The following is a 25637-nucleotide window of genomic DNA, read 5'->3' as shown; positions in this document are numbered from 1 at the left end:
GCGGCCTCCTCGGGAGAACCGAACCTTCTCGGTTCTTTCCTCTAAATTCTGCACCTTGACCCGCGTTGCCCGAAATGGCGGACGCGAGTCGAGTCGGTTATAGGACGAACGGCTTGTCCTCGGCACTACAACTACACCATCTGTCCAGCCGCGTCGGCCAAACCGATGGAATTGCCCTCCCAGGTGTTCATCAGCGACGGAAGCCGATGGACCATGCCATAGCGGACAGTCACGCCACTGTGACGATCAGTCACAGTGGCGATCAGGAGTCGTCAGACCCCCCAAAGCACGCATTGCCGAGAATCCGCCCACAGTGCACCACAGTGGGACGGACAGAGCCCTCCCCGGACTCCTTGTCCTATTTTGGCACGAGGAGGGGCAAGCGGCGCAAGGGTGGGGTACGTGCGGTCCGTCACGCTTGCGTGATACGCCCGGATCGGGACCTACGTCCCGAGCTGACGTGTCATCAGGAGGAAACCGGGGATCACCCGGAGCGAGTGACGAAACCCCAAAACGGGCGTCACGTCAAACGTCAGTTCGCAGATCGCCGGTCCCGGACCGACCGCCACCGCTCCACGAGCCGCCCGTACGCCGCCCCCGCGGCCGCCCCGTCACCCTGCCGGAGGGCGTCGATGCCCTCGGCGACGTCCGCCGCGGAGTGGTCGTCCTCCAGCTCGCCGGCCGGCACGGTGTGCACCAGACCCCCGTAGTCCAGCTCCACCACCGAGCGCGGGTGGAACTCCTCCAGCCAGCGCCCCACGTCCACCAGGCCGTCGATCAGCGGCCCCTCGTCCATCGCCTCCCGCAGGGCCCGCAGCCCCCTGGCCACCCGCCGCCTGGCCTGCACCATCGGCGTGCGGTACCGCAGCACCGGCGCCGCCTCGCGCGGGTCGCCGCCGCCCTTGTCGTACTCCCGCTCCTCGTCGGAGACGAGCACGAACCAGTTGATCGGCACCTGCCAGGTCGCCGTGCGGATCCACGGCCGGGCGTCCGGGTTGCGGTCCAGCCAGCGGTCGTAGTCCTGGGCCGCCTGGCGGCGCACCACCGGCGGCAGCAGCGCGTCCAGGACCGGCTCCGGGAAGTCCTCGGCCAGTTCCTCAAGGGCCTGCCAGCCCCGCAGCCGGGTGCGCCAGGGGCAGACGCAGACCACGCCGTCGGCCTGGAGCACGAACGCGTCGGCGCTCTCGTGCACCGGCACCGGCACCGGCGGGGTGGGCAGCAGGTCGCCCAGGGAGCGGCGCAGCTCGTCCTGGTACGAGGGGAGGTCGGTCCGCCGCGCGTAGCGCGTCCAGTGGCCGCGCTCCGGCTCCGGGAAGGCCGCCAGCGGCTCGTACACGCGCAAGTACGCCGCGTACGGGACGATCAGCGAGGACACCTTGGGCACGCCTGCTCCCTCCCCCGCGCACCGCCGGGAAAACCTGCCGGATCCCCGCGCGAACGGGCGGGAACCCCCGCGCATCGTCCCACGGCGTACTCCGTGCGGAGGTGATCCTGAGCACTGTCCCGCAGCCGGACGCCGGCAGGCCCTAATCTCGTTCCACGCCCCCACGGAAGTCCCTCTGCCACAAGCGTGGGGGACCCCCGCGGGGGCCGGCCCTCACTCGCCGCTACTTGCCCAGGAGTCACCACAGTGACCGACGTATCCGGCGCACCTGCTGACGTGCTGCACACCCTGTACCACTCGGACCAGGGCGGACATGAGCAGGTCGTGCTCTGCCAGGACCGCGCCACCGGCCTCAGGGCCGTCATCGCGATCCACTCCACCGCGCTGGGCCCCGCGCTCGGCGGGACGCGTTTCCACCCGTACGCCACCGAGGCGGAGGCCGTCGCCGACGCGCTGAACCTCGCGCGCGGGATGTCCTACAAGAACGCCATGGCCGGGCTCGACCACGGCGGCGGCAAGGCCGTGATCATCGGCGATCCGGAGCAGGTCAGGACCGAGGAGCTGCTGCTCGCCTACGGCCGGTTCGTGGCCTCGCTCGGCGGCCGCTACGTCACCGCCTGCGACGTCGGCACGTACGTGGCCGACATGGACGTGGTCGCGCGCGAGTGCCGCTGGACGACCGGCCGCTCCCCCGAGCACGGCGGCGCCGGCGACTCCTCCGTCCTCACCGCCTTCGGCGTCTACCAGGGCATGCGGGCCGCCGCCCAGCACCGGTGGGGCGACCCGTCCCTGCGGGACCGCACCGTCGGCATCGCGGGCGTCGGCAAGGTCGGCCGCCACCTGGTGGACCACCTGCTGGCGGAGGGCGCGCGGATCGTGATCACCGATGTCCGGCAGGACGCCGTGCGGCGGATCGCCGACGCGCACCCGTCCGTCGGCGTCGTCGCCGACACCGATGCGCTGATCCGGGTCGAGGGCCTGGACATCTACGCTCCCTGCGCCCTCGGCGGCGCGCTGAACGACGACACCGTGCCGGTGCTGACCGCCAAGATCGTCTGCGGCGCGGCCAACAACCAGCTCGCCCACCCGGGGGTCGAGAAGGACCTCGACGACCGGGGCATCCTCTACGCCCCGGACTACGTGGTGAACGCGGGCGGGGTCATCCAGGTCGCCGACGAGCTGCACGGCTTCGACTTCGAGCGGTGCAGGGCGAAGGCGGCCCGCATCCACGACACCGCGCTGGCCATATTCGCACGTGCGAAGGAAGACGGGATTCCGCCCGCCGCCGCGGCCGACCGGATCGCCGAGCAGCGGATGGCGGAGGCGCTCGGCCGGGCCTGAGCACAGGGCGGCCCGGCCCGCCCACCAGGCGGCCGGGACGCCTTCGCGGTACCCGTCGGGGGGCGGTTGGAGAGAACTCTCACTTCGTCCGGCGGGTCGACCGTGCAGAAGTGGTTAAAATCGCCTTTGACCAGCGAGGACGGGGCACCTCGCAGGTCTCGTACGCGGGCACGTCCTGCGGGCGACGTACCGTATGGGCGTGGGCTCAGGTACCGTGGGAGCCCTACGGACCGGTCTCTCCACGGAGAGCCCGCTCCGGACCATGAACGCGTGTCAAGACTCTGGGGCCGTCGAGCCCCGTCGTTGAGGGGGTCGAGCCATGGGGCGCGGCCGGGCCAAGGCCAAGCAGACGAAGGTCGCCCGCCAGCTGAAGTACAACAGCGGTGGGACTGATCTCTCCCGCCTGGCCGAGGAGCTGGGCGCATCGCCGTCGAATCCGCAACCGCCTAACGGCGAGCGGTTCGAAGACGATGAGCAGGACGACGACGATCTGTACTCCAAGTACGCCGACCTCTATGAGGACGACGACGAGGAAGACGAGGGCGGGCAGTCCTCACAGCATCGTCGCGGCGCTTGACCTTGTACTGAACACTTGCCCGGTCGGTGACCTGTGTCACCGACCGGCTTCTGTGCTGTCGGCGGAGTCCCGCCGGCCTCAGGACGCGTAGTCGCCGACCAGGGCGGCTCCGTCGGTGTGGCCGGCGCGCTCCGTGATCTCTCCTGCCACCCAGGCGTCCACGCCTCGGTCGGCCAGGGTCGTGAGGGCGACGTCCACCGACTCCTGCGGCAGGACCGCCATCATGCCGACGCCCATGTTCAGCGTCTTCTCCAGCTCCAGGCGCTCGACCCGGCCGGTGCGGCCGACCAGGTCGAAGATGGCGTCCGGGGTCCAGGTGGAGCGGTCCACGGTCGCGTGCAGGCCGTCGGGGACGACACGGGCCAGGTTGGCCGCGAGTCCGCCGCCGGTGATGTGGCTGAAGGCGTGCACCTCGGTGGTGCGGGTGAGGGCCAGGCAGTCCAGCGAGTAGATCTTGGTGGGCTCCAGCAGCTCCTCGCCGAGGGTGCGGCCCAGCTCGTCCACGTGCGTGTCGAGGGCCATTCCGGCCTCGTTCAGCAGGACGTGGCGGACGAGTGAGTACCCGTTCGAGTGAAGTCCGGACGCGGCCAGGGCGATGACCGCGTCACCCGTACGGATACGGTCGGGGCCGAGCAGCGCGTCGGCCTCCACGACTCCGGTGCCGGCGCCGGCGACGTCGAAGTCGTCCGGGCCGAGCAGGCCCGGGTGTTCGGCGGTCTCGCCGCCGACCAGGGCGCAGCCGGCCAGGACGCAGCCCTCGGCGATGCCCTTGACGATGCCGGCGACCCGCTCGGGGTGGACCTTGCCGACGCAGATGTAGTCGGTCATGAACAGCGGCTCGGCGCCGCAGACCACGATGTCGTCCATGACCATGGCGACCAGGTCGTGGCCGATGGTGTCGTAGACGCCCATCCGGCGGGCGATGTCGACCTTGGTGCCGACGCCGTCCGTGGCCGAGGCCAGCAGGGGGCGCTCGTAGCGCTTGAGGGCGGAGGCGTCGAAAAGGCCGGCGAAGCCGCCGAGGCCGCCGAGGACCTCGGGGCGCTGCGTCTTCTTCACCCACTCCTTCATCAGCTCGACGGCGCGGTCTCCCGCTTCGATGTCGACACCGGCGGCTGCGTAGGAGGCACCAGGGGTCGCGCCAGTTGTCTCAGACATGACGGATAGAGCTTTCGTGTCGTACGGCAGGACGTGGGGGCGTACCGCGGCGGCTACGGGCGACGGATGGCGTCGGTGGCGGCCGTGCCGGCGGGCCCGGCGGCCAGCTCGGTCTCCAGCAGCTGCTTGCCGAGCAGCTCGGGGTCGGGCAGCTCCATCGGGTACTCGCCGTCGAAGCAGGCGCGGCAGAGGTTCGGCTTGGCGATGGTGGTCGCCTCGATCATGCCGTCGATGGAGATGTACGCCAGGGAGTCGGCGCCCAGCGAGGTGCCGATCTCGTCGATGCTCATGCCGTTGGCGATGAGTTCGGCGCGGGTGGCGAAGTCGATGCCGAAGAAGCAGGGCCACTTCACGGGCGGCGAGGAGATCCGGATGTGGACCTCGGCGGCGCCGGCCTCGCGGAGCATGCGGACCAGGGCCCGCTGGGTGTTGCCGCGGACGATGGAGTCGTCGACGACGACCAGCCGCTTGCCCTTGATGACTTCCTTCAGGGGGTTCAGCTTCAGCCGGATGCCGAGCTGGCGGATGGTCTGCGAGGGCTGGATGAAGGTGCGGCCCACGTAGGCGTTCTTCACCAGGCCGCTGCCGAAGGGGATGCCGGACGCCTCGGCGTAGCCGATCGCGGCCGGGGTGCCCGACTCCGGTGTCGCTATGACCAGATCGGCCTCGGCGGGGGCTTCCTTCGCCAGCTTGCGGCCCATCTCCACGCGGGAGAGGTACACGTTCCGGCCGGCGATGTCGGTGTCCGGGCGGGCCAGGTACACGTACTCGAAGACACAGCCCTTGGGCTTCGCTTCCGCGAATCGAGAGGTGCGCAGGCCGTTCTCGTCGATGGCGACGAACTCGCCCGGCTCGATCTCGCGGACGTAGGAGGCGCCGCAGATGTCGAGGGCGGCGGACTCGGAGGCGACGACCCAGCCGCGCTCCAGGCGGCCGAGGACCAGCGGGCGGATGCCCTGCGGGTCGCGGGCGGCGTAGAGGGTGTTCTCGTCCATGAAGACGAGGGAGAAGGCGCCGCGGACCTCGGGCAGGACCTTGGCGGCCGCCTCCTCTATGGTCAGCGGCTTGCCGTCGTCGTCGGCCTGGCCCGCGAGGAGCGCGGTGACCAGGTCGGTGTCGTTGGTCGCCGCGACCCGCGGGGAGCGGCCGTCCTGCTTGGGCAGGTCGGCGACCAGCTCGGCGAGCTGGGCGGTGTTGACGAGGTTGCCGTTGTGGCCGAGCGCGATGGAACCGTGCGCGGTGGCCCGGAACGTCGGCTGGGCGTTCTCCCACACGGAGGCGCCGGTGGTCGAGTAGCGGGCGTGTCCGACCGCGATGTGACCCTGGAGCGAACCGAGTGAGGTCTCGTCGAAGACCTGGGACACGAGGCCCATGTCCTTGAAGACGAGGATCTGGGAGCCGTTGCTGACCGCGATTCCCGCGGATTCCTGGCCCCGATGCTGGAGGGCGTAGAGCCCGAAGTACGTGAGCTTTGCGACCTCTTCACCGGGCGCCCAGACACCGAAGACGCCGCATGCGTCCTGGGGGCCCTTCTCGCCGGGAAGCAGATCGTGATTGAGTCGACCGTCACCACGTGGCACGTCTCCGAGTGTAGGCGAGGTCGACCACTGGTCCGAATTGGGTAATGCCCCAAAGGTGCCGCCGGCCGTGGTTCACTCCACGGCGACGGCCCGGACGGTGGTTCCGTTTCCGCTGGTCAGCGTCAGGGTCTGCTGATCGATCCGGTAGTCGATCCGCTGGTCGAAGAGGGCCAGCAGCCGCTTCTCCGTGGCCATGCGTGAGTCTTCGCACATCATCCGGGTGGTGGCGGGCTCGCCCACGGTGATATGGCCGTCGCGGATCGTGGCCTCGGCGTTGACGCGGTTGCAGCCGAGGCTGCCGGTGAGGGTGCCCTTCTCCTGGTCGAAGGTGAGACGGGCGCGGCCCGCGGAGCCGGCGACCGTCCACTCGGTGCCGTCCAGCGGGGTGTCCTGCCGCTCGCTGAGGCCGACGGTGTCGCCGTCGGCGGTGGTCAGCGTCAGCCGGTCGCCGTCGACCTCGGTGGTGAGGGGGCCGGCGGCGAGGGTGCGGGCCAGGGACTTCTCCGCCTCCACGGACTATCCCTCGCAGGCCATGGCGGTCGACTCGGCGTCGCTGAGCCGGACGCGGTCGCCGTCGACGGTGGCCTTGGCGTGGAAGTCGTTGCAGCCGTAGCTGCCCTCCGCCGTGCCGTCGGCGCCGATCGTCACGTGCGCGCCGTCGGCGGCCCGGTGCTCCTTGCCGTCGACGGTGACGCTGTCGACGCTCCAGTGGACGCCGGTCACGTCCTTGCCGCCGCCGGAGCCGACCGAGCCGCTGTCGTCGTCCGCCCGTTCGCTGCCGCAGGCGGCCGCGAGGGGGACGAGCGCGGCGACGGCCACCGCGAGGATCGTGCGCTGCTTCTGCCTGTTCCGGGTCTGAGTCTGCGCGTACATGCCGATTCGACGGGCGGACGGAGCGAGCGGTTCCCTTCGGCCCGGCGGGGGCGGCGGTCAGCTCAGCAGGGGCAGCAGCGCGGAGAGGTCTGCGCGCTCCCCGCTCGCACTGACCTTCGCCGCGCCGACCGCTTCGGCCCAGGTCAGGCGTCCGGTGGCGAGGCGGAGCCAGGTAAGTGGGTCGGTCTCGACGACGTTCGGCGGGGTGCCGCGGGTGTGCCGGGGCCCTTCGACGCACTGCACGACGGCGAACGGCGGGACGCGTACCTCGGTCGCGCCGCCGGGCGCCTTCACGGCGAGCGCGTCGGCCAGCAGCCGGGTGGCGGCGGCGAGGGCCTGCCGGTCGTACGGCACGTCCAGGCCGGGCACGGCGGCGTTGAGGTCGTCGGTGTGGACGACGAGTTCGACGGTACGGGTGACGAGGTAGCCGGCGAGCGGCAGCGCGCCCGCGTCGGTCTCCAGGAGCCGCCCGCCGGGGTGTTCGTCGAGCAGCGTGCGCAGGGACGCGTCGATCTCGTCGAGGTAGGCGTCGAGGTCGGGGTGGTCCGCGGCGAGCTCGCGGGTGAAGTCGGCGATGGCGGCGGAGTTCTGGGCGGTGGCGAACGGCCAGTCGGTGAGCCGGGCGTCCTGCTTCGGCGGGGCGGGCCGGTCCAGGGCCCGGTGCACGGCGGTCAGCGCCATGCCGATGTGCGCGACCAGGTCCCGTACGGTCCAGTCGCCCAGGCGGGTCGGCAGCTCCAGCTGTGCGGGGGCGAGCGTACGGACGGCGTCCCGCACGTTCCCGAACTGGGCGAGGACCGCGGCACGGGTCCGGGCGGGGTCGTAGCTGCGGGGGCGCTTCCTGGACGGGGGCATGGGGGGCAGCCTAGGCCCTGCCGTCACATGCCCGTCGTCGCCCGGAGCGCGGCCGTGCGGCGACCCGGCGGCCCGTAAGACGTCGAGGTCCCGCCCGGTGTCCGGGCGGGACCTCGTCGCCGTACCGGTCCTACGCGAGCAGCGCCGGGATCGTCGCCTCGTGGGCGGTGCGCAGGTCGTCCAGGCCGAGCGAGAACTCGCCCTGCACCTCGACCGTGTCACCGTCCACGACACCGACGCGGGTCACGGGCAGGCCGCGCGCCCCGCACATGTCGTTGAAGCGGACCTCCTCCGAGCGGGGGACCGCGACGATCGCGCGGCCGGCCGACTCGGAGAACAGGAAGGTGAACGCGTCCAGGCCGTCGGGGACGATCAGACGCGCGCCCTTCCCGCCGAGCAGCGCCGACTCCACGACCGCCTGGACCAGACCGCCGTCGGACAGGTCGTGCGCGGAGTCGATCATGCCGTCGCGGGAGGCGGAGATCAGGATCTCGGCGAGCAGCCGCTCGCGCTCCAGGTCGACCGCGGGCGGCAGACCGCCGAGGTGGTCGTGGACCACCTGGGACCAGGCCGAGCCGCCGAACTCCTCACGGGTGTCGCCGAGGAGGTAGAGCAGCTGGCCCTCCTCCTGGAAGGCGACCGGCGTGCGGCGGGCCACGTCGTCGATGACGCCGAGGACGGCCACGACCGGCGTCGGGTGGATGGCCGCCTCGCCCGTCTGGTTGTAGAGGGAGACGTTGCCGCCGGTCACCGGGGTGCCGAGCTGCTGGCAGCCGTCGGCGAGACCGCGGATGGCCTCGGCGAACTGCCACATGACGGCCGGGTCCTCGGGCGAGCCGAAGTTCAGGCAGTCGGAGACGGCGAGGGGCTTGGCGCCGGTCGTCGCCACGTTGCGGTACGCCTCCGCCAGCGCCAGCTGCGCACCCGTGTACGGGTCGAGCTTGGCGTAGCGGCCGTTGCCGTCCGTGGCGATCGCGACGCCGAGGCCGGTCTCCTCGTCGACGCGGATCATGCCGGAGTCCTCGGGCTGGGCGAGGACGGTGTTGCCCTGGACGAAGCGGTCGTACTGCTGGGTGATCCACTTCTTGGACGCCTGGTTCGGGGAGGCGACCAGCTTCAGGACCTGGTCCTTCAGCTCCTCGCCGGTCTCCGGGCGGGGCAGCTTGCCCGCGTCGTCGGCCTGGAGGGCGTCCTGCCAGTCGGGACGGGCGTAGGGGCGCTCGTAGACCGGGCCGTCGTGGGCGACCGTGCGCGGGTCGACGTCGACGATCTTGCCGCCGTGCCAGAAGATCTCCAGGCGGTCGCCGTCGGTGACCTCACCGATGACCGTGGCGATGACGTCCCACTTGTCGCAGATCGCCAGGAAGCGGTCGACCTTTTCGGGCTCGACCACGGCGCACATGCGCTCCTGCGACTCGCTCATGAGGATTTCCTCGGGCGAGAGCGTCGAGTCGCGCAGCGGTACGTCGTCCAGGGTGACGCGCATGCCGCCGGAGCCGTTGGAGGCCAGCTCGGAGGTGGCGCAGGACAGGCCCGCCGCACCGAGGTCCTGGATGCCGACGACCAGCTTCTCGGCGAACGCCTCCAGGGTGCACTCGATGAGGAGCTTCTCCTGGAAGGGGTCGCCGACCTGGACGGCGGGGCGCTTGGACGGCTTCGCGTCGTCGAAGGTCTCGCTCGCCAGGATGGAGGCGCCGCCGATGCCGTCGCCGCCGGTCCGGGCCCCGTAGAGGATGACCTTGTTGCCGGCGCCGGACGCCTTGGCGAGGTGGATGTCCTCGTGCCGCATGACGCCGATGGCACCGGCGTTGACCAGCGGGTTGCCCTGGTAGCAGGCGTCGAAGACGACCTCGCCGCCGATGTTGGGCAGGCCCAGGCAGTTGCCGTAGCCGCCGATGCCGGCGACGACGCCCGGCAGGACGCGCTTGGTGTCGGGGTGGTCGGCGGCGCCGAAGCGCAGCGGGTCCACGACCGCCACCGGGCGCGCGCCCATCGCGATGATGTCGCGGACGATGCCGCCTACCCCGGTGGCCGCGCCCTGGTAGGGCTCGACGTACGACGGGTGGTTGTGCGACTCGACCTTGAAGGTCACGGCGTAGCCCTGGCCGACGTCGACGACGCCCGCGTTCTCGCCGATGCCGACGAGCATCGCGTCGTTCTCGGGGGCCTTCTCGCCGAACTGGCGCAGGTGGACCTTGCTGCTCTTGTACGAGCAGTGCTCGGACCACATCACCGAGTACATGGCCAGCTCCGCGCCGGTCGGGCGGCGGCCGAGGATCTCCACGACCCGCTCGTACTCGTCCTTCTTCAGGCCCAGTTCGGCCCAGGGCAGCTCGACGTCGGGGGTCTCGGCCGCGTGCTCGACCGTGTCCAGAGGCGTCCGGCTCATGCGTTGACCAGCTTCTTGAGGATCGAGGTGAAGAAGGGGAGGCCGTCGGTGCGGCCGGTGCCGATGAGCGGCTCCACGGCGTGCTCCGGGTGCGGCATCAGACCGACGACGTTGCCCTCGGCGTTGGTGATGCCGGCGATGTCGTTGAGCGAGCCGTTGGGGTTGCCGCATCCGTCGGCGGCCTCGCCGTCCACGACGTAGCGGAACGCCACGCGCCCCTCGGCCTCCAGCTCGTCCAGCGTGCGCTGGTCGGCGACGTACCGGCCGTCCATGTTCTTCAGCGGGATACGGATCTCCTGGCCGGCGGTGTAGTCGCTGGTCCAGGCCGTCTCCGCGTTCTCCACCCGGAGCTTCTGGTCGCGGCAGACGAAGTGCAGGTGGTCGTTGCCGAGCATGCCGCCGGGCAGCAGGTGCGCCTCGGTCAGGATCTGGAAGCCGTTGCAGATACCGAGGACCGGGAGACCGGCCTTGGCCTGGTCGAGCAGGGTGTCCATCACCGGCGAGAAGCGGGCGATGGCCCCGGCGCGCAGATAGTCGCCGTAGGAGAAACCGCCGCACAGCACCACGGCGTCGACCTGCTTGAGGTCCTTGTCCTTGTGCCAGAGCGCCACGGGCTCGGCGCCCGCGACCCGGATCGCGCGCTGCGTGTCCCGGTCGTCGAGGCTGCCGGGGAAAGTGACGACGCCAATACGAGCGGTCACTTCGCGACTCCCGCGACTTCCGCCGCCTCGACGCGGACCGTGAAGTCCTCGATCACGGTGTTGGCGAGGAAGGATTCGGCGAGCTCGTGGATGCGGGCGAGGACGGCCTCGTCGACCGGCCCGTCAACTTCCAGTTCGAAACGCTTTCCCTGGCGGACGTCCGAGATCCCTTCGAAACCCAGCCGCGGCAGTGCGCGCTGCACCGCCTGGCCCTGGGGGTCGAGGATCTCCGGCTTGAGCATGACGTCGACTACGACGCGTGCCACTGGCACTCCCGGTGTGTGGTGCTGAGCAGGTCGCTTCAGAGTACCTGGTCAAAGCGGCTGAAATTTCTACGCGCATAGAGTTGTAGGAAACTACGTGAGGCCCATCACGATTCAGCATCGGACAGGGGCCGGGAGAAAAGCTTCGGGAAAGATCGCGCGGTACGCCGGGGCGGCTATTGCGCGACAGACACGCGGAGAGATTTAGTCGGGCTTCACATTGCAATGCCGAGCACTGTACAAATGAAATGTCATTAGCCGATACTTTGCCCAATTACAGGCGAACAGTCGGCATCTCCGAGGCGTCCTGGCACGTCAGTGTGGAGATGCCGCACGAAGGGACCGATATTCGTGGCGCAGCGTGTCGTGGTCACTCTCTTCGACGACATCGACGGCTCGGAAGCGGCGGAAACGATCGCCTTCGGACTCGACGGCAAGACGTACGAGATCGACCTGAACGAAACCAATGCCAGGGAACTGCGCGCGGCACTGGAGCCGTACGTGGAGGCCGGCCGCAAGCGGTCGAGGTCGGGCAGGGCCTACCGGCAGACGGAGGTCGCCCCCGACCCGGCGGCCGTCCGCGCCTGGGCCCAGGCCAACCGGATGGAGGTCCCGGCGCGGGGCCGCATCCCGAAGAAGGTCTACGAGGCGTTCGCCGCCGCGCGCTGAGCCCCGGCTTCCGCCGCGCGCTGAGCCCCGGCCTCCGCCGGGGCGGCTCCGCCGGGAGCGGCCCACGGCGCCTCAGCGGCCCCTCGCGGCAACCGACTTGCGCGACACCCCCGGAGATCAGCTAAAGTCTGGAGCACGCCGAGGGGCGAGGCCGAAAAGGCTCAGCTCACGAGGGCTTGCGGGTGTAGTTTAGTAGTAGAACATCCCCCTTCCAGGGGGAAGACGCAGTGTGCGATCCCTGTCACCCGCTCCGCACCGCCGTACCTGGTACGCAATTCGATCAGGTAGGCTGGTGCTCGCACCGATCGGTGAAAGCCGGTCGGAGGCAATGCGGACGTAGCTCAGTTGGTAGAGCGCAACCTTGCCAAGGTTGAGGTCGCGAGTTCGAGCCTCGTCGTCCGCTCAGGAGAAAGACCCCGGTCCATCAGGACCGGGGTTTTTTCATGCCCCGCCGGCCATCTCCCCCCACGGCCATGTCCCCCGCCGTGTCTGACATTTGTCATGCCGACCGGTGACAGCGCGCACTGCCTCCGGGCCCGACCGGCCGGAACCCTGGAGACATGGATGCGAACGAACACGAACACGTGATTGAGGTCACCGACCTGCGGCGTGTGTACGGGGGCGGGTTCGAAGCGGTGCGCGGCGTCGACTTCACCGTGCGCCGCGGCGAGGTCTTCGCGCTGCTCGGCACCAACGGCGCGGGCAAGACGTCCACGGTCGAACTGCTGGAGGGGCTCGCCGCGCCGACCGCGGGACGGATCAGGGTGCTCGGCCACGACCCGTACACCGAACGGGCCGTCGTACGGCCCCGTACCGGCGTGATGCTCCAGGAGGGCGGTTTCCCCTCCGAACTGACCGTCGCCGAGACCGCGCGGATGTGGGCGGGGTGCGTGAGCGGCGCCCGGCCGGAGGCGGAGGTGCTGGAACTGGTCGGGCTGCGCGCCAAGTCCCGCACCCGGGTGAAGCAGCTCTCCGGCGGGCAGCGGCGCCGGCTCGACCTGGCGCTCGCGCTGCTCGGCTCCCCCGAGGTCCTCTTCCTCGACGAACCCACCACCGGACTCGACGCCGAAGGCCGCCGGGACACCTGGGAGTTGGTGAGCGCGCTGCGCGACGACGGCGCGACCGTGCTGCTGACCACGCACTACCTGGAAGAGGCCGAGAACCTCGCCGACCGGCTCGCCATCATGCACGAGGGCCGGATCGCCGCGACCGGCACACCGGCCGAGGTGACCGCCGCCCAGCCGTCCCGGATCTCCTTCGAGCTGCCCGAGGGCTACTACGCGGGCGACCTGCCGCCACTGGCCGAACTGGGCGTCAGCGACCACGAGATCGACGGCCGGACCGTCCGGCTGCGCACCCGGGAACTGCAGCGCACCGCCACCGCACTGCTGATGTGGGCCGCGAGTTCCGAGGTCGAACTGCGCCGTCTCGACGTGCGGTCGGCCTCCCTGGAGGAGGCGTTCCTCGGCATCGCGAAGCAGTTCTCCGCGAGCGGCGAGAACGTCATGACGAAGGAGTACGCCGCATGAGCGCCACCCCCGCCACCCCCGCCACCTCCGGCACCTCCGGCACTACGGCCACCACCACCCCGGTGACCACACCCGTGCGGCGCATGGTCTCCCTCGCCCGCGCCGAACTGACCCTGCTCGGACGGAACAAAGGCACCCTCTTCGCCGCCGTCTTCGTGCCGCTGGTCCTGCCGGTCAGCGTGCGCTCCGCCGCGAAGGAGCTGGACCTCGCCGGGGCCGGGCTGACCACCGGCACCGTCGTCCTGCCCGCCGCGATCGGCTTCTCCCTGCTGTTCGCCGTCTACTCCGCCCTCGTCGGTGTCTTCGTCGTGCGGCGCGAGGAGCTGGTCCTGAAGCGGCTGCGCACCGGGGAGCTGCGGGACGTGGAGATCCTCGGCGGCGCCTCGCTGCCGGCGCTCCTCACCGGTCTGGTGCAGTGTCTGCTCCTCGTGGCGGGCTGCACGCTGCTGCTCGACCTGTCCGCCCCGGCCGCACCGCACCTCGCCGTCATCGGAGTGCTGCTGGGCCTGGTGATGTGCGCCGGGCTGGCCGCGGCCACCGCCAGCTACACGAAGACCGGCGAGAGCGCGCAGGTCACGCCGCTGCCGTTGATGTTCGTCTCGATGATCGGGTCGGGCACGTTCGTCCCGCTGGAGCTGCTGCCCGACAAGGTCGCCGCGGTCTGCGAACTGCTGCCGCTGACCCCGGTCATCACCCTGGTCAGGGGCGCCTGGACCGGTGACCTCTCCGGCGGGGAGCAGCTGGCGGCCCTCGCGACGGCGGTGGCCTGGACCGCACTGGCGGTGTTTGCTGTACGGCGGTGGTTCCGCTGGGAACCGCGCCGCTGAGAGGGAACGGCTGAGGACGATGCGGGAGAGGCAACGGATGCGCAGGCCGAGCGCGTGGTGGCGGCGGCAGAGCACGCCCGGGAAGGTGGAGACGTACACGCGGTGGTCGTTCCACTCCTTCGGGCTGCTGGAGGTCGCCGTCGCCGGGCTGGCCTCGTACGCCCTGGTAGGTGCCCGGGTGGCCGGCGCGCTGACCCTGGTGGTCGCCGCGCACGCCGCGCTCTGCCTGGTGACCGGCGCGCAGGCGCTGGACTGGACCCGCGGGCGGCGCGACCGGCCGGTGCGGATGCTGTGGACGCTCGGCGCCGTCACCTCCGTACTGGCGGCCGGGGCGCTCGCCTTCGTGAAGTACGGACCCGGCGACGACGACGTGGCCAGCGCCCTGGGCGGCGTCTTCGGCTGTGTCGTCACCTTCGGCGTCGGCTTCATGACGCTCGGGCTGGCAGAGCGGCGGCGGGCCGCATCGCTCGTCGGCGGCTACGCGCTCGGCGCGGGTGTCGTGTCGCTCCTCCTCGGCGTCCCGGCCCTCCAGGCGCTGGTCACCGCCGCCAGTGTGGTGTTCGGCGCGGGTGCCCTCGCCTTCACCTCGTTCTTCTCCGTATGGCTGCTCGACGCCGTCTACGAACTCGACGAGGCCCGCGAGACCCGGGCCCGGCTCGCCGTCGCCGAGGAACGGCTGCGGTTCGGCCGGGACCTGCACGACGTCATCGGGCGGAACCTGGCCGTGATCGCGCTCAAGAGCGAACTGGCGGTGCAGCTGACCCGGCGCGAACGCCCCGAGGCCGTGGACCAGATGATCGAGGTGCAGCGCATCGCCCGGGAGTCGCAGCGGGAGGTGCGGGACGTCGTGCGGGGCTACCGCGAGGCCGACCTGGAGGCCGAGATCACCGGCGCCCGGGGCGTGCTCGACGCGGCCGGCATCCGCTGCGAGGTGACGGGCGGGGCGGCCGGACTGCCGGCGCCGGTGCAGTCGGCGCTCGGCTGGGTGGTGCGGGAGACGACCACCAACGTGCTCCGGCACGGCGACGCCTCCCGGTGCGCGGTCACCCTGCGGACGACCGGGGAGCGCGTGGTGCTCACGGTGGAGAACGACGGCGCCCCCGGACCGGCGCCCGGCGGACGGAGCGGCTCGGGACTGGCGGGGCTGCGCGAGCGGCTGACCGCGGTGGACGGGACGCTGGAGGCCGGACACGCCGACGGTGGCGTGTTCCGGGTGGTGGCGGAGGTGCCCCTGGGAGCGGGCACCCGGCTGGAGGCACTGTCATGACCGACGCCGTGCGCGTCCTGCTCGCCGACGACGAGCACCTGATCCGCGGGGCGCTGGCCGCGCTGCTGTCCCTGGAGGACGACCTCGTGGTGGTCGCCGAGGCGGCCAGCGGTCCCGAGGCCCTGGCCATGGCCCTGGCGCACCGGCCCGACGTGGCCGTACTGGACCTCCAGATGCCCGGCGCCGACGGTGTGAGGGTCGCCACATCGCTGCGGTCCGAACTGCCCGGCTGCAAGGTGCTGATCGTGACCAGCCACGGCCGGCCCGGCCATCTGAAGCGGGCGCTCGCGGCGGGGGTGCGGGGCTTCGTGCCGAAGACCGTCAGCGCCCAGCGGCTCGCCGAGCTGATCCGTACGCTGCACGCCGGAAACCGTTACGTGGACCCGGAGTTGGCCGCCGACGCCATCTCCGCCGGGGACTCGCCGCTGACCGCCCGGGAGGCCGAGGTGCTGGAGCTGGCCGCCGACGGGGCGCCCGTCGCGGAGATCGCCGAGCGGGCCGCGCTCGCCGAGGGGACCGTACGGAACTACCTCTCCTCGGCCGCGACGAAGCTGGGGGCGGAGAACCGTCACGCGGCGGTGCGTCTCGCACGGGAGAGAGGTTGGGTATAGTGGTGCTCGCGCCACGGCGCAGCGAATGCGAACGTAGCTCAGTTGGTAGAGCGCAACCTTGCCAAGGTTGAGGTCGCGAGTTCGAACCTCGTCGTTCGCTCCACAGAGAAGAAGCCCCCGGTCGTCGACCGGGGGCTTCTTCGTGCTCCCCCCGCTACCGGCAGGGGGGCACCGGACCGTCAGGACCAGGGGACGCCCGTCAGACGCTCGTACGCCTCGACGTACTTGGCGCGGGTCGCGTCCACGACCTCCTGCGGCAGCGGCGGCGGGGGCTGCTCGCTCTTCCGGTCCCAGCCGGACTCGGCGGAGGTCAGCCAGTCGCGGACGTACTGCTTGTCGTACGACGGCTGCGCGCGGCCCGGCTCCCACTGGTCGGCCGGCCAGAAGCGGGAGGAGTCCGGGGTGAGGACCTCGTCGGCGAGGATCAGCTCCTCGCCCTCGAAGCCGAACTCGAACTTGGTGTCCGCGAGGATGATGCCCCGGTCGCGGGCGATGTCCCGGGCGCGGGAGTACACCCCGAGGGTCGCCTGGCGCAGGGTGGCGGCGGTCTCGGCGCCGACCTGGCGGGCGACCTCCTCGTAGGAGACGTTCTCGTCGTGCTCGCCGACCTCGGCCTTGGTGGCCGGGGTGAAGATCGGGCCGGGCAGCTCCGAGCCGTCGACCAGGCCCTCGGGGAGGGCGAGGCCGCAGACGGTACGGGTCTGCTCGTACTCGGCGAGGCCCGAACCGGTGAGGTAGCCGCGGGCCACGCACTCCACCGGGACCATCCGCAGCGACTTGCAGACCAGCGCGCGGCCCGCCCAGTCGGCGGGGGCGCCCTCGGGCAGCTCGGTGCTGATCACATGGCTCGGCACCAGGTCGGCGAGCTGGTCGAACCACCACAGGGAGAGCTGGGTGAGAACCCGTCCCTTGTCGGGGATCTCGGTCGGCAGCACCCAGTCGTAGGCGGAGATGCGGTCGCTGGCGACCATCACGAGGTCGCCCGCCTCGTTCTGGTACAGCTCGCGCACCTTGCCGGTGTGCAGGTGCACCAGGCCCGGAACCTGGAGCGGTTCGGGCTTTTCGACGAATCCGGACACGGTTCCTCCCCGTGGTTCTGTCCAATACGGCGATTGTCCCGTACGTGCCGGTGATCGGGGACAGGGGGTCAGTGGGTCAGTCGCGTTTGCAGATGCGGTCCATCAGATTGGCGGTGGCGCGCTGGACACGTGGGTCGACGTGGTCGGGCCGGTCCAGGGCCGGGGACCAGGCGAACGTCCCGGATGCGAAGACCCAGGCTCCGGAGGGCGCCCGGTACAGCGACGTCTCCTGGTGGCGCGAGGCGCCGTCGGCGTCCTTGTACGGGGAGTGCGCGAGCAGCACGCGCTCCTCGTTCTCGGGGAGCGGGGCGCGCGGGAAGTAGCGGTCGGCCTCGCCCGCGACCAGGTTCTCGACCGGGTCGCCCTCGCGGGCGCCGGTGGACTCCCACAGCCAGTGCCCGGCGTTGCGGACGATCAGCGGGTGCGGCTCGGGGACGCGGCCCGCGTACTGGATGCCCAGCAGCTCCTGCTCCGGGCGGTCGACCTCCCGCCACAGCACCGGCTTTCCGGGGCCCCGGCGCTTGCGGCAGGTGAGCAGGCGGTCGGGGACACCGGAGGGCGACGCCGCCAGCTCCACCTGCCAGTACATGGTGTTGGCGGAGAGGAAGACCAGCGAGGTGCCGTGGTCGCGGGCGCGTTCGGCGGTGCGGCGCATCGGCGCGGACCAGTACTCGTCGTGGCCGGGGAAGACCAGCCCCCGGTAGCGGGTCGGGTCGACGCGGCCGGAGTGCAGGTCGCGGGCGTCCGCGTAGGCGAGGTCGTAGCCGTAGCGCTCGGCGAAGCGGATGAAGTCGTAGGCGTGGCCCACGTGCATCGGCAGGCCCGCGCCGGCGTACGGCCGGTCGAAGCTGACGGTCGTCGCCGCGTCGGACTCGCCCAGCAGCCGGCCGTCCCCGTCCCAGGCGTGGTAGAGGCTGGCGCCGGTGCGGCCGTCCTCCGGATAGAGGTTGTACGCCTGCCAGGTCACGTCCGGCAGGACCAGGAGCAGGTCGGCGGGGTGGTCGTCGCGGACCGTGAACGGCACGTGCGAGCGGTAGCCGTCGGCGGTGGTCAGCACGGCGACGTACGCGCCGAGGTTCCAGTACGTGGGGACCTGGAGCCGCCAGGACAGCCACCAGTGGTGACAGGAGACCGTGCGGTCGGCGGTGAGCGGCGCGGGCTGCACGATGCCGGACAGCCGGGGGCTGCTGGTGATCTTCGCGGCGCCGTCACCGCCGTAGTGGCCGATGCGGTAGACGTCGACGCTGAACTGCTGGGGCGGGTCGACGGTGATGTGGAAGTCGATGGCCTCGCCGGGGGCTACCGCGCCGGTGGAGGTGAAGCCCTTGATCTGCAGGCGTACGTCGTCGGCGGCGCGGGGGCCGCCGCCCGACGAGGCGCCGGCGCGCCGGGACGGCCGGCTGTCGCCCCACGGGTCCTGGAAGGGGTCCGGGTCCGCATACCAGGGCACTATCTGGCCGCTGTCGCCGAAGTACGTCTCACCGCCGCGCAGCCAGGGCACCGGGCCCTGGCCGAAGGGGTCCGACACGGCGTGTGCGAGTGCCCCGGACTCCCATCGGCGGATCTGCTCGGACCCCATGGGTCATTCCCCTCCCTCGTGCCCCCGTGGTCGTGCCTATGACGTACGCGCTTGCCATGTGCGCGATCGGTCCCCAGCACATCACATTTCGCGCGCAGGCTGTCACGGTTCGTTGTGAACTGAGCCAAAGTGGAATCAGAGGGTCCGGATGGGTGGGTGAGGTGGGTGGGAGCAGGTGGAGGGGTGGGGTCGGGGTGGGTCCGGGGAGGGCCGGGAGGGGCCCGAAAAGGCGGCCGGGTGGGCAGCCGGAAGGAGGGCCGGATGGGGGGCCGGAAGGGGGGCTTTCTCAGACCAGGCGGACCGGTTTCTCGGGGCGTATGCCCAGGTCGGCGAGCCAGGCGCGGAGGGGGACCGGGTCGCCGGTCTCGACGAGGGCGAGGATGCGCGGGGCCAGGTCGGAGGTGCGCTCGCCGTCGATCAGGAGGGACGGGCCGTCGAGCCAGTCGAGGCCGGGGGCCGCGCCCGCGGTGTCCATCGCCGCGCAGCAGACCATCGCCGTGACGTGGTCGGTGAGGATCTCGCGGCCGGTGCGCGGGGGGCGCAGCGGGAGGAGAGGGAGGGGGCCGTCGTCCCACAGGCCGGCCTCGGGTCCCGCGGGACCGGCCGCCGGGGCGGGCGGGGCGTCGGCGGGACGGACGCGTGAGGTGTCCGCGGCCTCCTCGCGGGCCAGTTCGGCGGTGAGACCGGCGGCGAGGGCGGCACCCTGGGGGGTGGTACCGGCGAGGTCGTCCTCGTCTTCGTCGTCTGTGGGGGCGGGGGCGGGAGGAGGGGTGGGAGCCGGGGCCGTGGGGACCGGGGCGGTGGGGGTACCGGAGGTGCCGGGGGTTGCCGGGGCGCCGGGGGCGCCGGGGGCGCTTCGGGGGTCGGGCTCGGTGAGCCGGGTGAGGGGGTGCGCGGCGGACGGGTGCGGAGCCGGGGCCGGCTTCTGGGTGCGGGCCGGGGCCTGCGGGGGCGGGGCGAGGTGGTCCAGTACGCGGGCCAGGGTGGGGCCGTCGCTCCCCGGGGCCGCCGCGCTGCCCGCCGTACGACTGACGCCCAGGGAGTCCAGTACGCGGTGGAGACGGGCCGCGTCGGTGCGCCAGGTGCGGTCGACGACCTCCTCCGGGTACTCGTGCCACTCCAGCGGGGCCCAGTCCGCGCCCGGTCCCGCCGGACCGCCGTGGAAGAGGCGCGCGGCGAGCAGGGAGGTGGCCTCGTCCATGGCGCCGGGCTCCTCCAGCAGGTCGCAGGCGGGCCGCTCGCCCAGCCGGGAGGCGAACCCCTCGGCCAGCCGGTCGCGCCGGGACAGCTCGGTCAGCGCCGCGACGACGCCCGCGTCCAGCCGGGTGGGCCAGCGGCCGGTCCGCCAGGCGGGCAGCGCCACCCGGGTCAGCAGCCGGTCCCAGCCCGCGTACGCCAGGCCCACCTGCTCCTGCGCGACGATCCGCAGCCCGTAGTCCACGGCCTGCGCGCGCTCGGCGGCGGCCGCCGCGACCCCGCGCTCCATCTCGGCGGCGTGCGTACGGCAGCTGCGCAGGAGCGGCCGGGCCACCCAGCCGACGCCCGCGCGCGCGGCGCGGGACAGGGGGTTCCCGCCGGGCTCCGCGGCCACCGCCACCGCCGCGTCCAGGCCCTGCACGAAGCGCCGGGCCGAGGCTATGTCGGGGTGCGCGGACGGGCCCGTACCGGCGACGACCGGGGCGAGGACCGCGCGCAGTTCGCCGACGCGCATCCACCACAGGAACGGGGAGCCGATGACGAGGACGGGCGCGGCGGGCGACCGGCGGTCCGGTGCCGCTGCCGAGCCGGCCACGTCGCCGTGGTCGGCCGGGGGCGGGGGCCGGCCGTGCGCCCGGTGGGTGCGGTCCTCCAGCCAGCTGTCGCAGTCCGGGGTGAGGGCTATCGCGGACGGGGCGGGGACGTCGAGCCGGTCGGCGAGATCGCGCACCATCCGGTACAGGTCCGGCGCCGACTCCTCCGCGATCGCGACCGTGGGGGTGATGCCGGGACGGGCCCTGACGACGACCGCGGCGACCCCGGCGGCGGCCAGCAGCGTGAGGAGCGCGAGGACGGACACGGCCCACCGCGCGGCGTTCCAGCCCGCGCCGGCGAGGTGGCCGGTGGTGCCGCCCGCCAGCAGGATCACGGCGGCGGCCGCGGGCAGCAGCGCCACGGCGACGGCCCGGCTGCGCACCCGCAGTACGGCCAGGGCGCGGGCACGCGCGGCCTGCGCTCCCCGCTCCTCCACGCCCATGCCGCTCATGACCGGACCTCATCCCCTCATCGCGTGCCCTGACGGTGCTGTGCTGCTGGTGGTGTGCTGCCGGTGGTGCTCACTTCCCCACTGTGGCACCCGCCACTGACATCGCAATGCTGGGTGGGCCAAGTGCCGGAACGCTTGCGCGGCACCCTAGTTGGGGCCCCGGTGCCCGTCAGCCGTATGGGCCATCGGTCACTCGATGGAATGGCTTTGGGGAGAGGTGGGTGACGGACGGCAAAGATCAGGCCCCGGTTCCGGAACGTACGTTCCGGGCCCGGGGCCTGGGCGATCGCCGTGTCGGCGGCCGCTGGGGACTACGCGTCGGCCGCCGCCTTCGCGGCGATGTCCGTACGGTGCTGGGAACCGTCGAGGCCGATGCGGGCGACGGCCCGGTAGGCGCGGTCGCGGGCCTCGGTGAGGTCCGCGCCGGTGGCCGTGACGGACAGGACGCGGCCGCCGGCGCTGACGACGGCGTCCCCCTCCTGCCGGGTGCCGGCGTGCAGCACGTACGCGTGCGGGGCGTCCTCGGCGGCCACCGCGTCGAGGCCGGTGATCGGGTCGCCGGTGCGCGGGGTGCCGGGGTAGTTGTGCGAGGCGACGACGACGGTGACCGCCGCGTCCTCGCTCCACCGCAGGGGCTCCAGGTCGGCGAGGTTGCCGGTGGCGGCGGCCATCAGCAGGCCGGCGAGGGGGGTGCGGAGACGGGCCAGGACGACCTGGGTCTCGGGGTCGCCGAAACGGGCGTTGAACTCGATGACGCGGACGCCGCGCGAGGTGATCGCGAGACCGGCGTAGAGGAGCCCGGAGAACGGGGTGCCGCGGCGGCGCATCTCGTCGACGGTCGGCTGCAGGACGGTCCGTACGACCTCGTCGACGAGGTCGGGGTCGGCCCACGGCAGCGGGGAGTAGGCGCCCATGCCGCCGGTGTTGGGACCCGCGTCGCCGTCGAGGGCGCGCTTGAAGTCCTGGGCGGGCTGGAGCGGCCGGACGGTGTCGCCGTCGGTGACCGCGAAGAGCGAGACCTCGGGGCCGTCGAGGAACTCCTCGATAACGACACGGCCGCACACGCGCGCGTGCTCGCGGGCCGCCTCGATGTCGTCGGTGACGACGACGCCCTTGCCCGCGGCGAGGCCGTCGTCCTTGACGACGTACGGGGCGCCGAACGCGGCGAGGGCGGCGTCCGCCTCCTCGGGGGTCGTGCAGACGTAGGAGCGTGCCGTGGGGACGCCGGCGCCGGCCATGACGTCCTTGGCGAACGCCTTGGAGCCTTCCAGCCGGGCGGCCTCCTTCGAGGGGCCGAAGACCGGGATGCCGGCCTCGCGGACGGCGTCGGCGACACCGGCGACCAGGGGCGCCTCCGGGCCCACGATGACCAGCTCGGCGCCGAGCCGCTCGGCGAGCCCGGTCACGGCGGCGCCGTCGAGGGCGTCGACCTGGTGCAGTTCGGCGACCTCGGCGATACCGGCGTTGCCGGGAGCGCAGTACAGCGCGTTGACGTCGGGGTCGAGGGACAGGGAACGGCACAGGGCGTGTTCGCGGGCACCGCTGCCGATGACGAGGACCTTCACGGGGTCAGCCTAACGGGAGCGGACGGGCGCGGTTTGTGCGGGCTTCCGAGGGGAGGAAGGGGGGATGTTCGTGGGTTCCTCCGAGTGACCGGCGATACCGGTGAGATGGGCGTGGCCCGCGTTACCGGCGTGCCCCGCGATACCGGCGTGCCCGGCGTGACCGGCGTGACCGGCCTCCGTGCCGGTGGGGTGCCGGGAGGCGGGCATCCCGGCATCGGGAGGCGGGCGTCCCAGCACCGGCAGGCGGGCACCCGGCACCGTGAGGCGGGCGTCCCGGCACCGGCAGGCGGGCATCCCGGCACCGGTCACTCGTGGGTGATCTCCTCCACCACGGTCGCTCCCAGCTCGCGGACGAGCAGTTCCCTGCCGGAGAGGGCCGACTCGTCGAGGTCGGGGTCGTCGTCCTCGGGGATGTCGTCCTCGATGGAGACCGGCGGCGGCTCGGGGGCCGGGGGCCGGGCGGCGGGGGCCGCGGACGCCGTGGGCGGCGCGGGGGTGGAGGACGCGGGTGCGGAGGGTGCGGGAGCCGCCGGACGCTGGGCACCGCCGCCACCGCCGTAGCCGGCGGAGCCGCCACCGCCGTAGCCGGCGGAGCCGGTGCCGCCTCCGCCGCCGCCCGGTCTGCCGGAGAACCCGGACGGGCCGGACGAGCCGGCCGGGCCGGACGGCGGGGGCGCGGAGCCGCCGGACGGGTCGACGACCGCCTCGATCTTCCACTGGACGTTGAACTGCTCGCTCAGCGCCTGCCGCAGTACGTCCTCGCTGCCGCTGCTGACGAAGTTGTCGCGGGCGCCGGCGTTGACGAAGCCGAGCCGCAGCGACGTACCGTCGAAGCCGGTGACCTGGGCGTTCTGGCTGAGCAGGATCCAGGTGAACCGGCGGCGGTTCTTGACCGCCTCCAGGATGTTCGGCCAGAGCGTACGGGGGTCGATGCCGCCGGGCGCCGAGAAGGCGGGGCCCACGGCCGGTCCCGCGTCGGGGCCGGGGGCGGCCGGACGCGGGGCGGCTGCGGGCGGCGTCGAGGGCGCCGCGGGGGCGGGCGGCTGTCCGCCCCCGCCCGCCGGGGACGCCGTGGGCCACCCACCGGGACGCCGCCCCCCGCCCGCCGGAGTGGCGGTGGGCCAGGCACCGGGGGCACCGGGCTGGGGGGCCGCCTGGGCGGGAGCGGGTGTGGGGGCAGGCGCGGAGGCAGGTGAGACAGGTGCGGGTGCGGGCGTCGGCGCCTGGGCCTGTGCCTGGCCCTGGGTCCGGTTATGGGCCTGATCCTGGTGGGTCGGGGACGGCGATCCGTCGCCGGGCCCCCCGGGACCGCCGCCACCCGGGTACGCCCCGGCGGGGAGGTCGACGGGAGGAGGGCTCGCGGGAGCAGCGGCGGGCGCTCCCTGCCCCACCGGCGCGGCCTGTCCCCGTACGGCGGCCCGCGCCGCGGCGGGACCGCCACCCGGTGGCACGGACGGGGCGCCCGGCTCCACCGCCGCGCCACCCGCGCTCCCCTGCCCTGCTCCGTACCCCTGTGCCTGCCCGTACCCCTGCGTCGGCCCATGCGCCTCGGGTCCCGGCGCGTACGCGGCAGCGGGCAACCCCGCTCCCGCGGAGAAGTTCACGCCGCGCTCGACGCGGTCCAGGCGGGCCATGACCGAGCGCTCGTCTCCGTACGCGGCGGGCAGCAGCACGCGCGCGCAGATCAACTCCAGTTGGAGCCGCGGCGAGGTGGCGCCGCGCATCTCGGTGAGCCCCTCGTTGACCAGGTCGGCGGCGCGGCTCAGCTCGGCGGCGCCGAAGGACTGTGCCTGGGCCCGCATCCGCTCCACGACGTCGGCGGGGGCGTCGATGAGCCCCTTCTCCGCGGCGTCCGGGACGGCGGCGAGGATGACGAGGTCGCGCAGCCGCTCCAGCAGGTCGGCGACGAAGCGCCGCGGGTCGTTGCCGCCCTCGATGACGCGGTCCACGACCTCGAAGGCGGCGGAGCCCTCCCCCGAGGCGAACGCCTCGACCACGGAGTCGAGCAGCGAACCGTCCGTGTAACCGAGCAGGGCGGTGGCCATGCCGTACGTCACACCGTCCGCGCCGGCTCCGGCCAGCAACTGGTCCATGACGGACATGGAGTCACGCACGGACCCGGCGCCGGCCCGGACGACGAGCGGCAGCACGCCCTCGTCGACGGGGATGTCCTCCTTGCCGCAGACCTCACCGAGGTACTCGCGCAGGGTGCCGGGCGGAACCAGCCGGAACGGGTAGTGGTGCGTACGCGAGCGGATGGTCCCGATGACCTTCTCGGGCTCGGTGGTCGCGAAGATGAACTTCAGGTGCTCCGGCGGCTCCTCGACGACCTTGAGCAGCGCGTTGAAGCCGGCCGACGTGACCATGTGGGCCTCGTCGATGATGTAGATCTTGTACCGGCTGCCGGCGGGCCCGAAGAAGGCCTTCTCCCGCAGGTCGCGGGCGTCGTCCACACCACCGTGGGAGGCGGCGTCGATCTCGATGACGTCGATCGAACCCGGGCCGTTGCGCGCGAGGTCCTGGCAGGACCGGCACTCGCCGCACGGGGTGGGCGTCGGCCCCTGCTCGCAGTTGAGGCAGCGCGCCAGGATGCGGGCGCTGGTCGTCTTGCCGCAGCCGCGCGGACCGCTGAACAGGTATGCGTGATTGACCCGGTTGTTCCGCAGCGCCTGCTGCAGCGGGTCGGTTACATGCTCCTGCCCGATGACCTCCGCGAAGGTCTCGGGGCGGTAGCGGCGGTAGAGCGCGAGAGACGACACGTGTACGAGGTTATAGGCGCCCACCGACAACGGGCCCGACCCGGGAACGCAGGCGCCCCCCACGCACCCGCCAGAGCCGACCTACCCTTGCTGCCTTCCGGCCCTGGGGGAGTTCAGTCAGATAGCGCCGCGTGAGGGGCTGCGCCCAGGTTACCTGATCCCGGGCCCTGGGAACGAGTTCGCGAGCACCCTTCGGCGTCATGTAATGTCTCCAGCGGAGGATTCGCCTAGAGGCCTAGGGCGCACGCTTGGAAAGCGTGTTGGGGGCAACCCCTCACGAGTTCGAATCTCGTATCCTCCGCCAGTGCCTCACCGGGCACGATGTCGAAGGGCCCCACCGTTCGCGGTGGGGCCCTTCGACTGTCCGGGGTTGGTCCGGTGGGTGTCCG

21 protein-coding genes, 4 tRNA genes and 1 other RNA gene are annotated in these 25637 nt (G+C 72.4%); 11 read left to right on the top strand and 15 right to left on the bottom strand.

The window, feature by feature from the left end; genetic code table 11:
* Nucleotides 1-532 precede the first annotated feature (532 nt).
* Nucleotides 533-1384: a hypothetical protein gene (locus UW392_RS11085; protein ID WP_320774751.1), complete on the bottom strand. Its 852-nt coding sequence runs from the start codon at nt 1382-1384 to the stop codon at nt 533-535.
* A 246-nt stretch (nt 1385-1630) separates the two neighbouring features.
* Between UW392_RS11085 and UW392_RS11080 the strand changes: the two genes are divergently transcribed.
* Both UW392_RS11080 and UW392_RS11075 read left to right on the top strand, forming a co-directional pair.
* Nucleotides 1631-2725 (top strand): Leu/Phe/Val dehydrogenase, encoded by a 1095-nt coding sequence (locus UW392_RS11080; protein ID WP_320774750.1) that lies wholly within the window; start codon nt 1631-1633, stop codon nt 2723-2725.
* 319 nt (nt 2726-3044) lie between these two features.
* The gene (locus UW392_RS11075) at nt 3045-3302 is read left to right on the top strand and encodes a DUF3073 domain-containing protein (RefSeq protein ID WP_320774749.1); all 258 of its coding nucleotides are present in this window, start codon (nt 3045-3047) and stop codon (nt 3300-3302) included.
* 78 nt (nt 3303-3380) lie between these two features.
* Here the strand turns inward: UW392_RS11075 and purM are convergent, their stop codons facing one another.
* The 8 genes from purM to purS form a co-directional block, all read right to left on the bottom strand.
* On the bottom strand, nt 3381-4460 hold the full coding sequence (gene purM, locus UW392_RS11070; protein WP_320774748.1) for a phosphoribosylformylglycinamidine cyclo-ligase: 1080 nt from the start codon (nt 4458-4460) through the stop codon (nt 3381-3383).
* A gap of 53 nt (nt 4461-4513) precedes the next feature.
* Nucleotides 4514-6040, bottom strand: a complete 1527-nt coding sequence (gene purF / locus UW392_RS11065; protein ID WP_320774747.1) for an amidophosphoribosyltransferase — start codon at nt 6038-6040, stop codon at nt 4514-4516.
* Nucleotides 6041-6112: 72 nt separating this feature from the next.
* Nucleotides 6113-6553 (bottom strand): META domain-containing protein, encoded by a 441-nt coding sequence (locus tag UW392_RS11060; RefSeq protein ID WP_320774746.1) that lies wholly within the window; start codon nt 6551-6553, stop codon nt 6113-6115.
* 3 nt (nt 6554-6556) lie between these two features.
* On the bottom strand, nt 6557-6913 hold the full coding sequence (locus UW392_RS11055) for an META domain-containing protein (protein ID WP_320774745.1): 357 nt from the start codon (nt 6911-6913) through the stop codon (nt 6557-6559).
* Between the two features lie 57 nt (nt 6914-6970).
* A complete protein-coding gene (locus UW392_RS11050) occupies nt 6971-7768 on the bottom strand; it encodes a maleylpyruvate isomerase family mycothiol-dependent enzyme (protein ID WP_320774744.1) in 798 nt (265 codons plus the stop codon).
* Nucleotides 7769-7898: 130 nt separating this feature from the next.
* On the bottom strand, nt 7899-10157 hold the full coding sequence (gene purL / locus UW392_RS11045; protein WP_320774743.1) for a phosphoribosylformylglycinamidine synthase subunit PurL: 2259 nt from the start codon (nt 10155-10157) through the stop codon (nt 7899-7901).
* On the bottom strand, nt 10154-10858 hold the full coding sequence (gene purQ, locus UW392_RS11040; protein WP_320774742.1) for a phosphoribosylformylglycinamidine synthase subunit PurQ: 705 nt from the start codon (nt 10856-10858) through the stop codon (nt 10154-10156). The genes purL and purQ overlap by 4 nt, the downstream gene beginning before the upstream one ends.
* Entirely contained in the window at nt 10855-11124 is a 270-nt protein-coding gene (gene purS / locus UW392_RS11035; RefSeq protein ID WP_320774741.1) for a phosphoribosylformylglycinamidine synthase subunit PurS, read from the bottom strand. Before purS ends, purQ begins: the two co-directional genes overlap by 4 nt.
* 348 nt (nt 11125-11472) lie before the next feature.
* Here purS and UW392_RS11030 point away from each other — a divergent pair, with 348 nt between their 5' ends.
* The 8 genes from UW392_RS11030 (at nt 11473) to UW392_RS10995 (ending at nt 16127) form a co-directional block, all read left to right on the top strand.
* On the top strand, nt 11473-11790 hold the full coding sequence (locus UW392_RS11030; protein ID WP_320774740.1) for an Lsr2 family protein: 318 nt from the start codon (nt 11473-11475) through the stop codon (nt 11788-11790).
* A 178-nt stretch (nt 11791-11968) separates the two neighbouring features.
* A tRNA-Gly gene (locus UW392_RS11025) sits at nt 11969-12040 on the top strand.
* Nucleotides 12041-12120: 80 nt separating this feature from the next.
* Nucleotides 12121-12193: transfer RNA gene (locus tag UW392_RS11020), tRNA-Gly, on the top strand.
* A gap of 157 nt (nt 12194-12350) precedes the next feature.
* Nucleotides 12351-13319 carry an ABC transporter ATP-binding protein gene (locus UW392_RS11015; RefSeq protein WP_320774739.1) on the top strand — a complete coding sequence of 323 codons (969 nt, stop codon included), beginning with the start codon at nt 12351-12353 and terminating at the stop codon, nt 13317-13319.
* Nucleotides 13316-14146 carry an ABC transporter permease gene (locus tag UW392_RS11010; RefSeq protein ID WP_320774738.1) on the top strand — a complete coding sequence of 277 codons (831 nt, stop codon included), beginning with the start codon at nt 13316-13318 and terminating at the stop codon, nt 14144-14146. The genes UW392_RS11015 and UW392_RS11010 overlap by 4 nt, the downstream gene beginning before the upstream one ends.
* Nucleotides 14147-14183: 37 nt before the next feature.
* Nucleotides 14184-15413, top strand: a complete 1230-nt coding sequence (locus UW392_RS11005; RefSeq protein WP_320774737.1) for a histidine kinase — start codon at nt 14184-14186, stop codon at nt 15411-15413.
* Nucleotides 15410-16024 carry a response regulator transcription factor gene (locus tag UW392_RS11000; protein WP_320774736.1) on the top strand — a complete coding sequence of 205 codons (615 nt, stop codon included), beginning with the start codon at nt 15410-15412 and terminating at the stop codon, nt 16022-16024. The genes UW392_RS11005 and UW392_RS11000 overlap by 4 nt, the downstream gene beginning before the upstream one ends.
* Before the next feature lie 27 nt (nt 16025-16051).
* Nucleotides 16052-16127, top strand: a tRNA-Gly gene (locus tag UW392_RS10995).
* 76 nt (nt 16128-16203) lie between these two features.
* On the opposite strand, the gene UW392_RS10990 is transcribed toward UW392_RS10995, so the two are convergent.
* From UW392_RS10990 to ffs, 6 genes are all read right to left on the bottom strand, one after another.
* Nucleotides 16204-17103 carry a phosphoribosylaminoimidazolesuccinocarboxamide synthase gene (locus UW392_RS10990; RefSeq protein WP_320774735.1) on the bottom strand — a complete coding sequence of 300 codons (900 nt, stop codon included), beginning with the start codon at nt 17101-17103 and terminating at the stop codon, nt 16204-16206.
* Between the two features lie 76 nt (nt 17104-17179).
* Nucleotides 17180-18682, bottom strand: a complete 1503-nt coding sequence (locus UW392_RS10985) for a N,N-dimethylformamidase beta subunit family domain-containing protein (RefSeq protein WP_320774734.1) — start codon at nt 18680-18682, stop codon at nt 17180-17182.
* A gap of 286 nt (nt 18683-18968) precedes the next feature.
* The gene (locus UW392_RS10980) at nt 18969-20924 is read right to left on the bottom strand and encodes a hypothetical protein (protein WP_320774733.1); all 1956 of its coding nucleotides are present in this window, start codon (nt 20922-20924) and stop codon (nt 18969-18971) included.
* 311 nt (nt 20925-21235) lie between these two features.
* The gene (purD, locus tag UW392_RS10975) at nt 21236-22489 is read right to left on the bottom strand and encodes a phosphoribosylamine--glycine ligase (protein ID WP_320774732.1); all 1254 of its coding nucleotides are present in this window, start codon (nt 22487-22489) and stop codon (nt 21236-21238) included.
* 305 nt (nt 22490-22794) lie between these two features.
* A complete protein-coding gene (locus UW392_RS10970) occupies nt 22795-25248 on the bottom strand; it encodes a DNA polymerase III subunit gamma and tau (RefSeq protein ID WP_320774731.1) in 2454 nt (817 codons plus the stop codon).
* Nucleotides 25249-25296: 48 nt separating this feature from the next.
* An RNA gene (gene ffs / locus UW392_RS10965) (signal recognition particle sRNA small type) lies at nt 25297-25391 on the bottom strand.
* 73 nt (nt 25392-25464) lie between these two features.
* On the opposite strand from ffs, the gene UW392_RS10960 reads away from it, so the two are divergent.
* Nucleotides 25465-25552: transfer RNA gene (locus UW392_RS10960), tRNA-Ser, on the top strand.
* Nucleotides 25553-25637 lie beyond the last annotated feature (85 nt).

This window comes from Streptomyces sp. CRN 30, from assembly GCF_034105845.1.
The sequence above is the reverse complement of the archived record's forward strand: the minus strand, read 5'-3'. Positions and strand labels throughout refer to the sequence as shown.

Excerpts from the sequence above, each read along its gene's own strand:
- UW392_RS11075 (WP_320774749.1), top strand. The coding sequence starts at position 3,045 with ATGGGGCGCGGCCGGGCCAAGGCCAAGCAGACGAAGGTCGCCCGCCAG.
- purM (WP_320774748.1), bottom strand. The coding sequence starts at position 4,460 with ATGTCTGAGACAACTGGCGCGACCCCTGGTGCCTCCTACGCAGCCGCC.
- UW392_RS11055 (WP_320774745.1), bottom strand. The coding sequence starts at position 6,913 with ATGTACGCGCAGACTCAGACCCGGAACAGGCAGAAGCAGCGCACGATC.
- UW392_RS11050 (WP_320774744.1), bottom strand. The coding sequence starts at position 7,768 with ATGCCCCCGTCCAGGAAGCGCCCCCGCAGCTACGACCCCGCCCGGACC.
- purL (WP_320774743.1), bottom strand. The coding sequence starts at position 10,157 with ATGAGCCGGACGCCTCTGGACACGGTCGAGCACGCGGCCGAGACCCCC.
- UW392_RS11015 (WP_320774739.1), top strand. The coding sequence starts at position 12,351 with ATGGATGCGAACGAACACGAACACGTGATTGAGGTCACCGACCTGCGG.
- UW392_RS11010 (WP_320774738.1), top strand. The coding sequence starts at position 13,316 with ATGAGCGCCACCCCCGCCACCCCCGCCACCTCCGGCACCTCCGGCACT.
- UW392_RS11005 (WP_320774737.1), top strand. The coding sequence starts at position 14,184 with ATGCGCAGGCCGAGCGCGTGGTGGCGGCGGCAGAGCACGCCCGGGAAG.
- UW392_RS11000 (WP_320774736.1), top strand. The coding sequence starts at position 15,410 with ATGACCGACGCCGTGCGCGTCCTGCTCGCCGACGACGAGCACCTGATC.
- UW392_RS10985 (WP_320774734.1), bottom strand. The coding sequence starts at position 18,682 with ATGGGGTCCGAGCAGATCCGCCGATGGGAGTCCGGGGCACTCGCACAC.
- UW392_RS10980 (WP_320774733.1), bottom strand. The coding sequence starts at position 20,924 with ATGAGCGGCATGGGCGTGGAGGAGCGGGGAGCGCAGGCCGCGCGTGCC.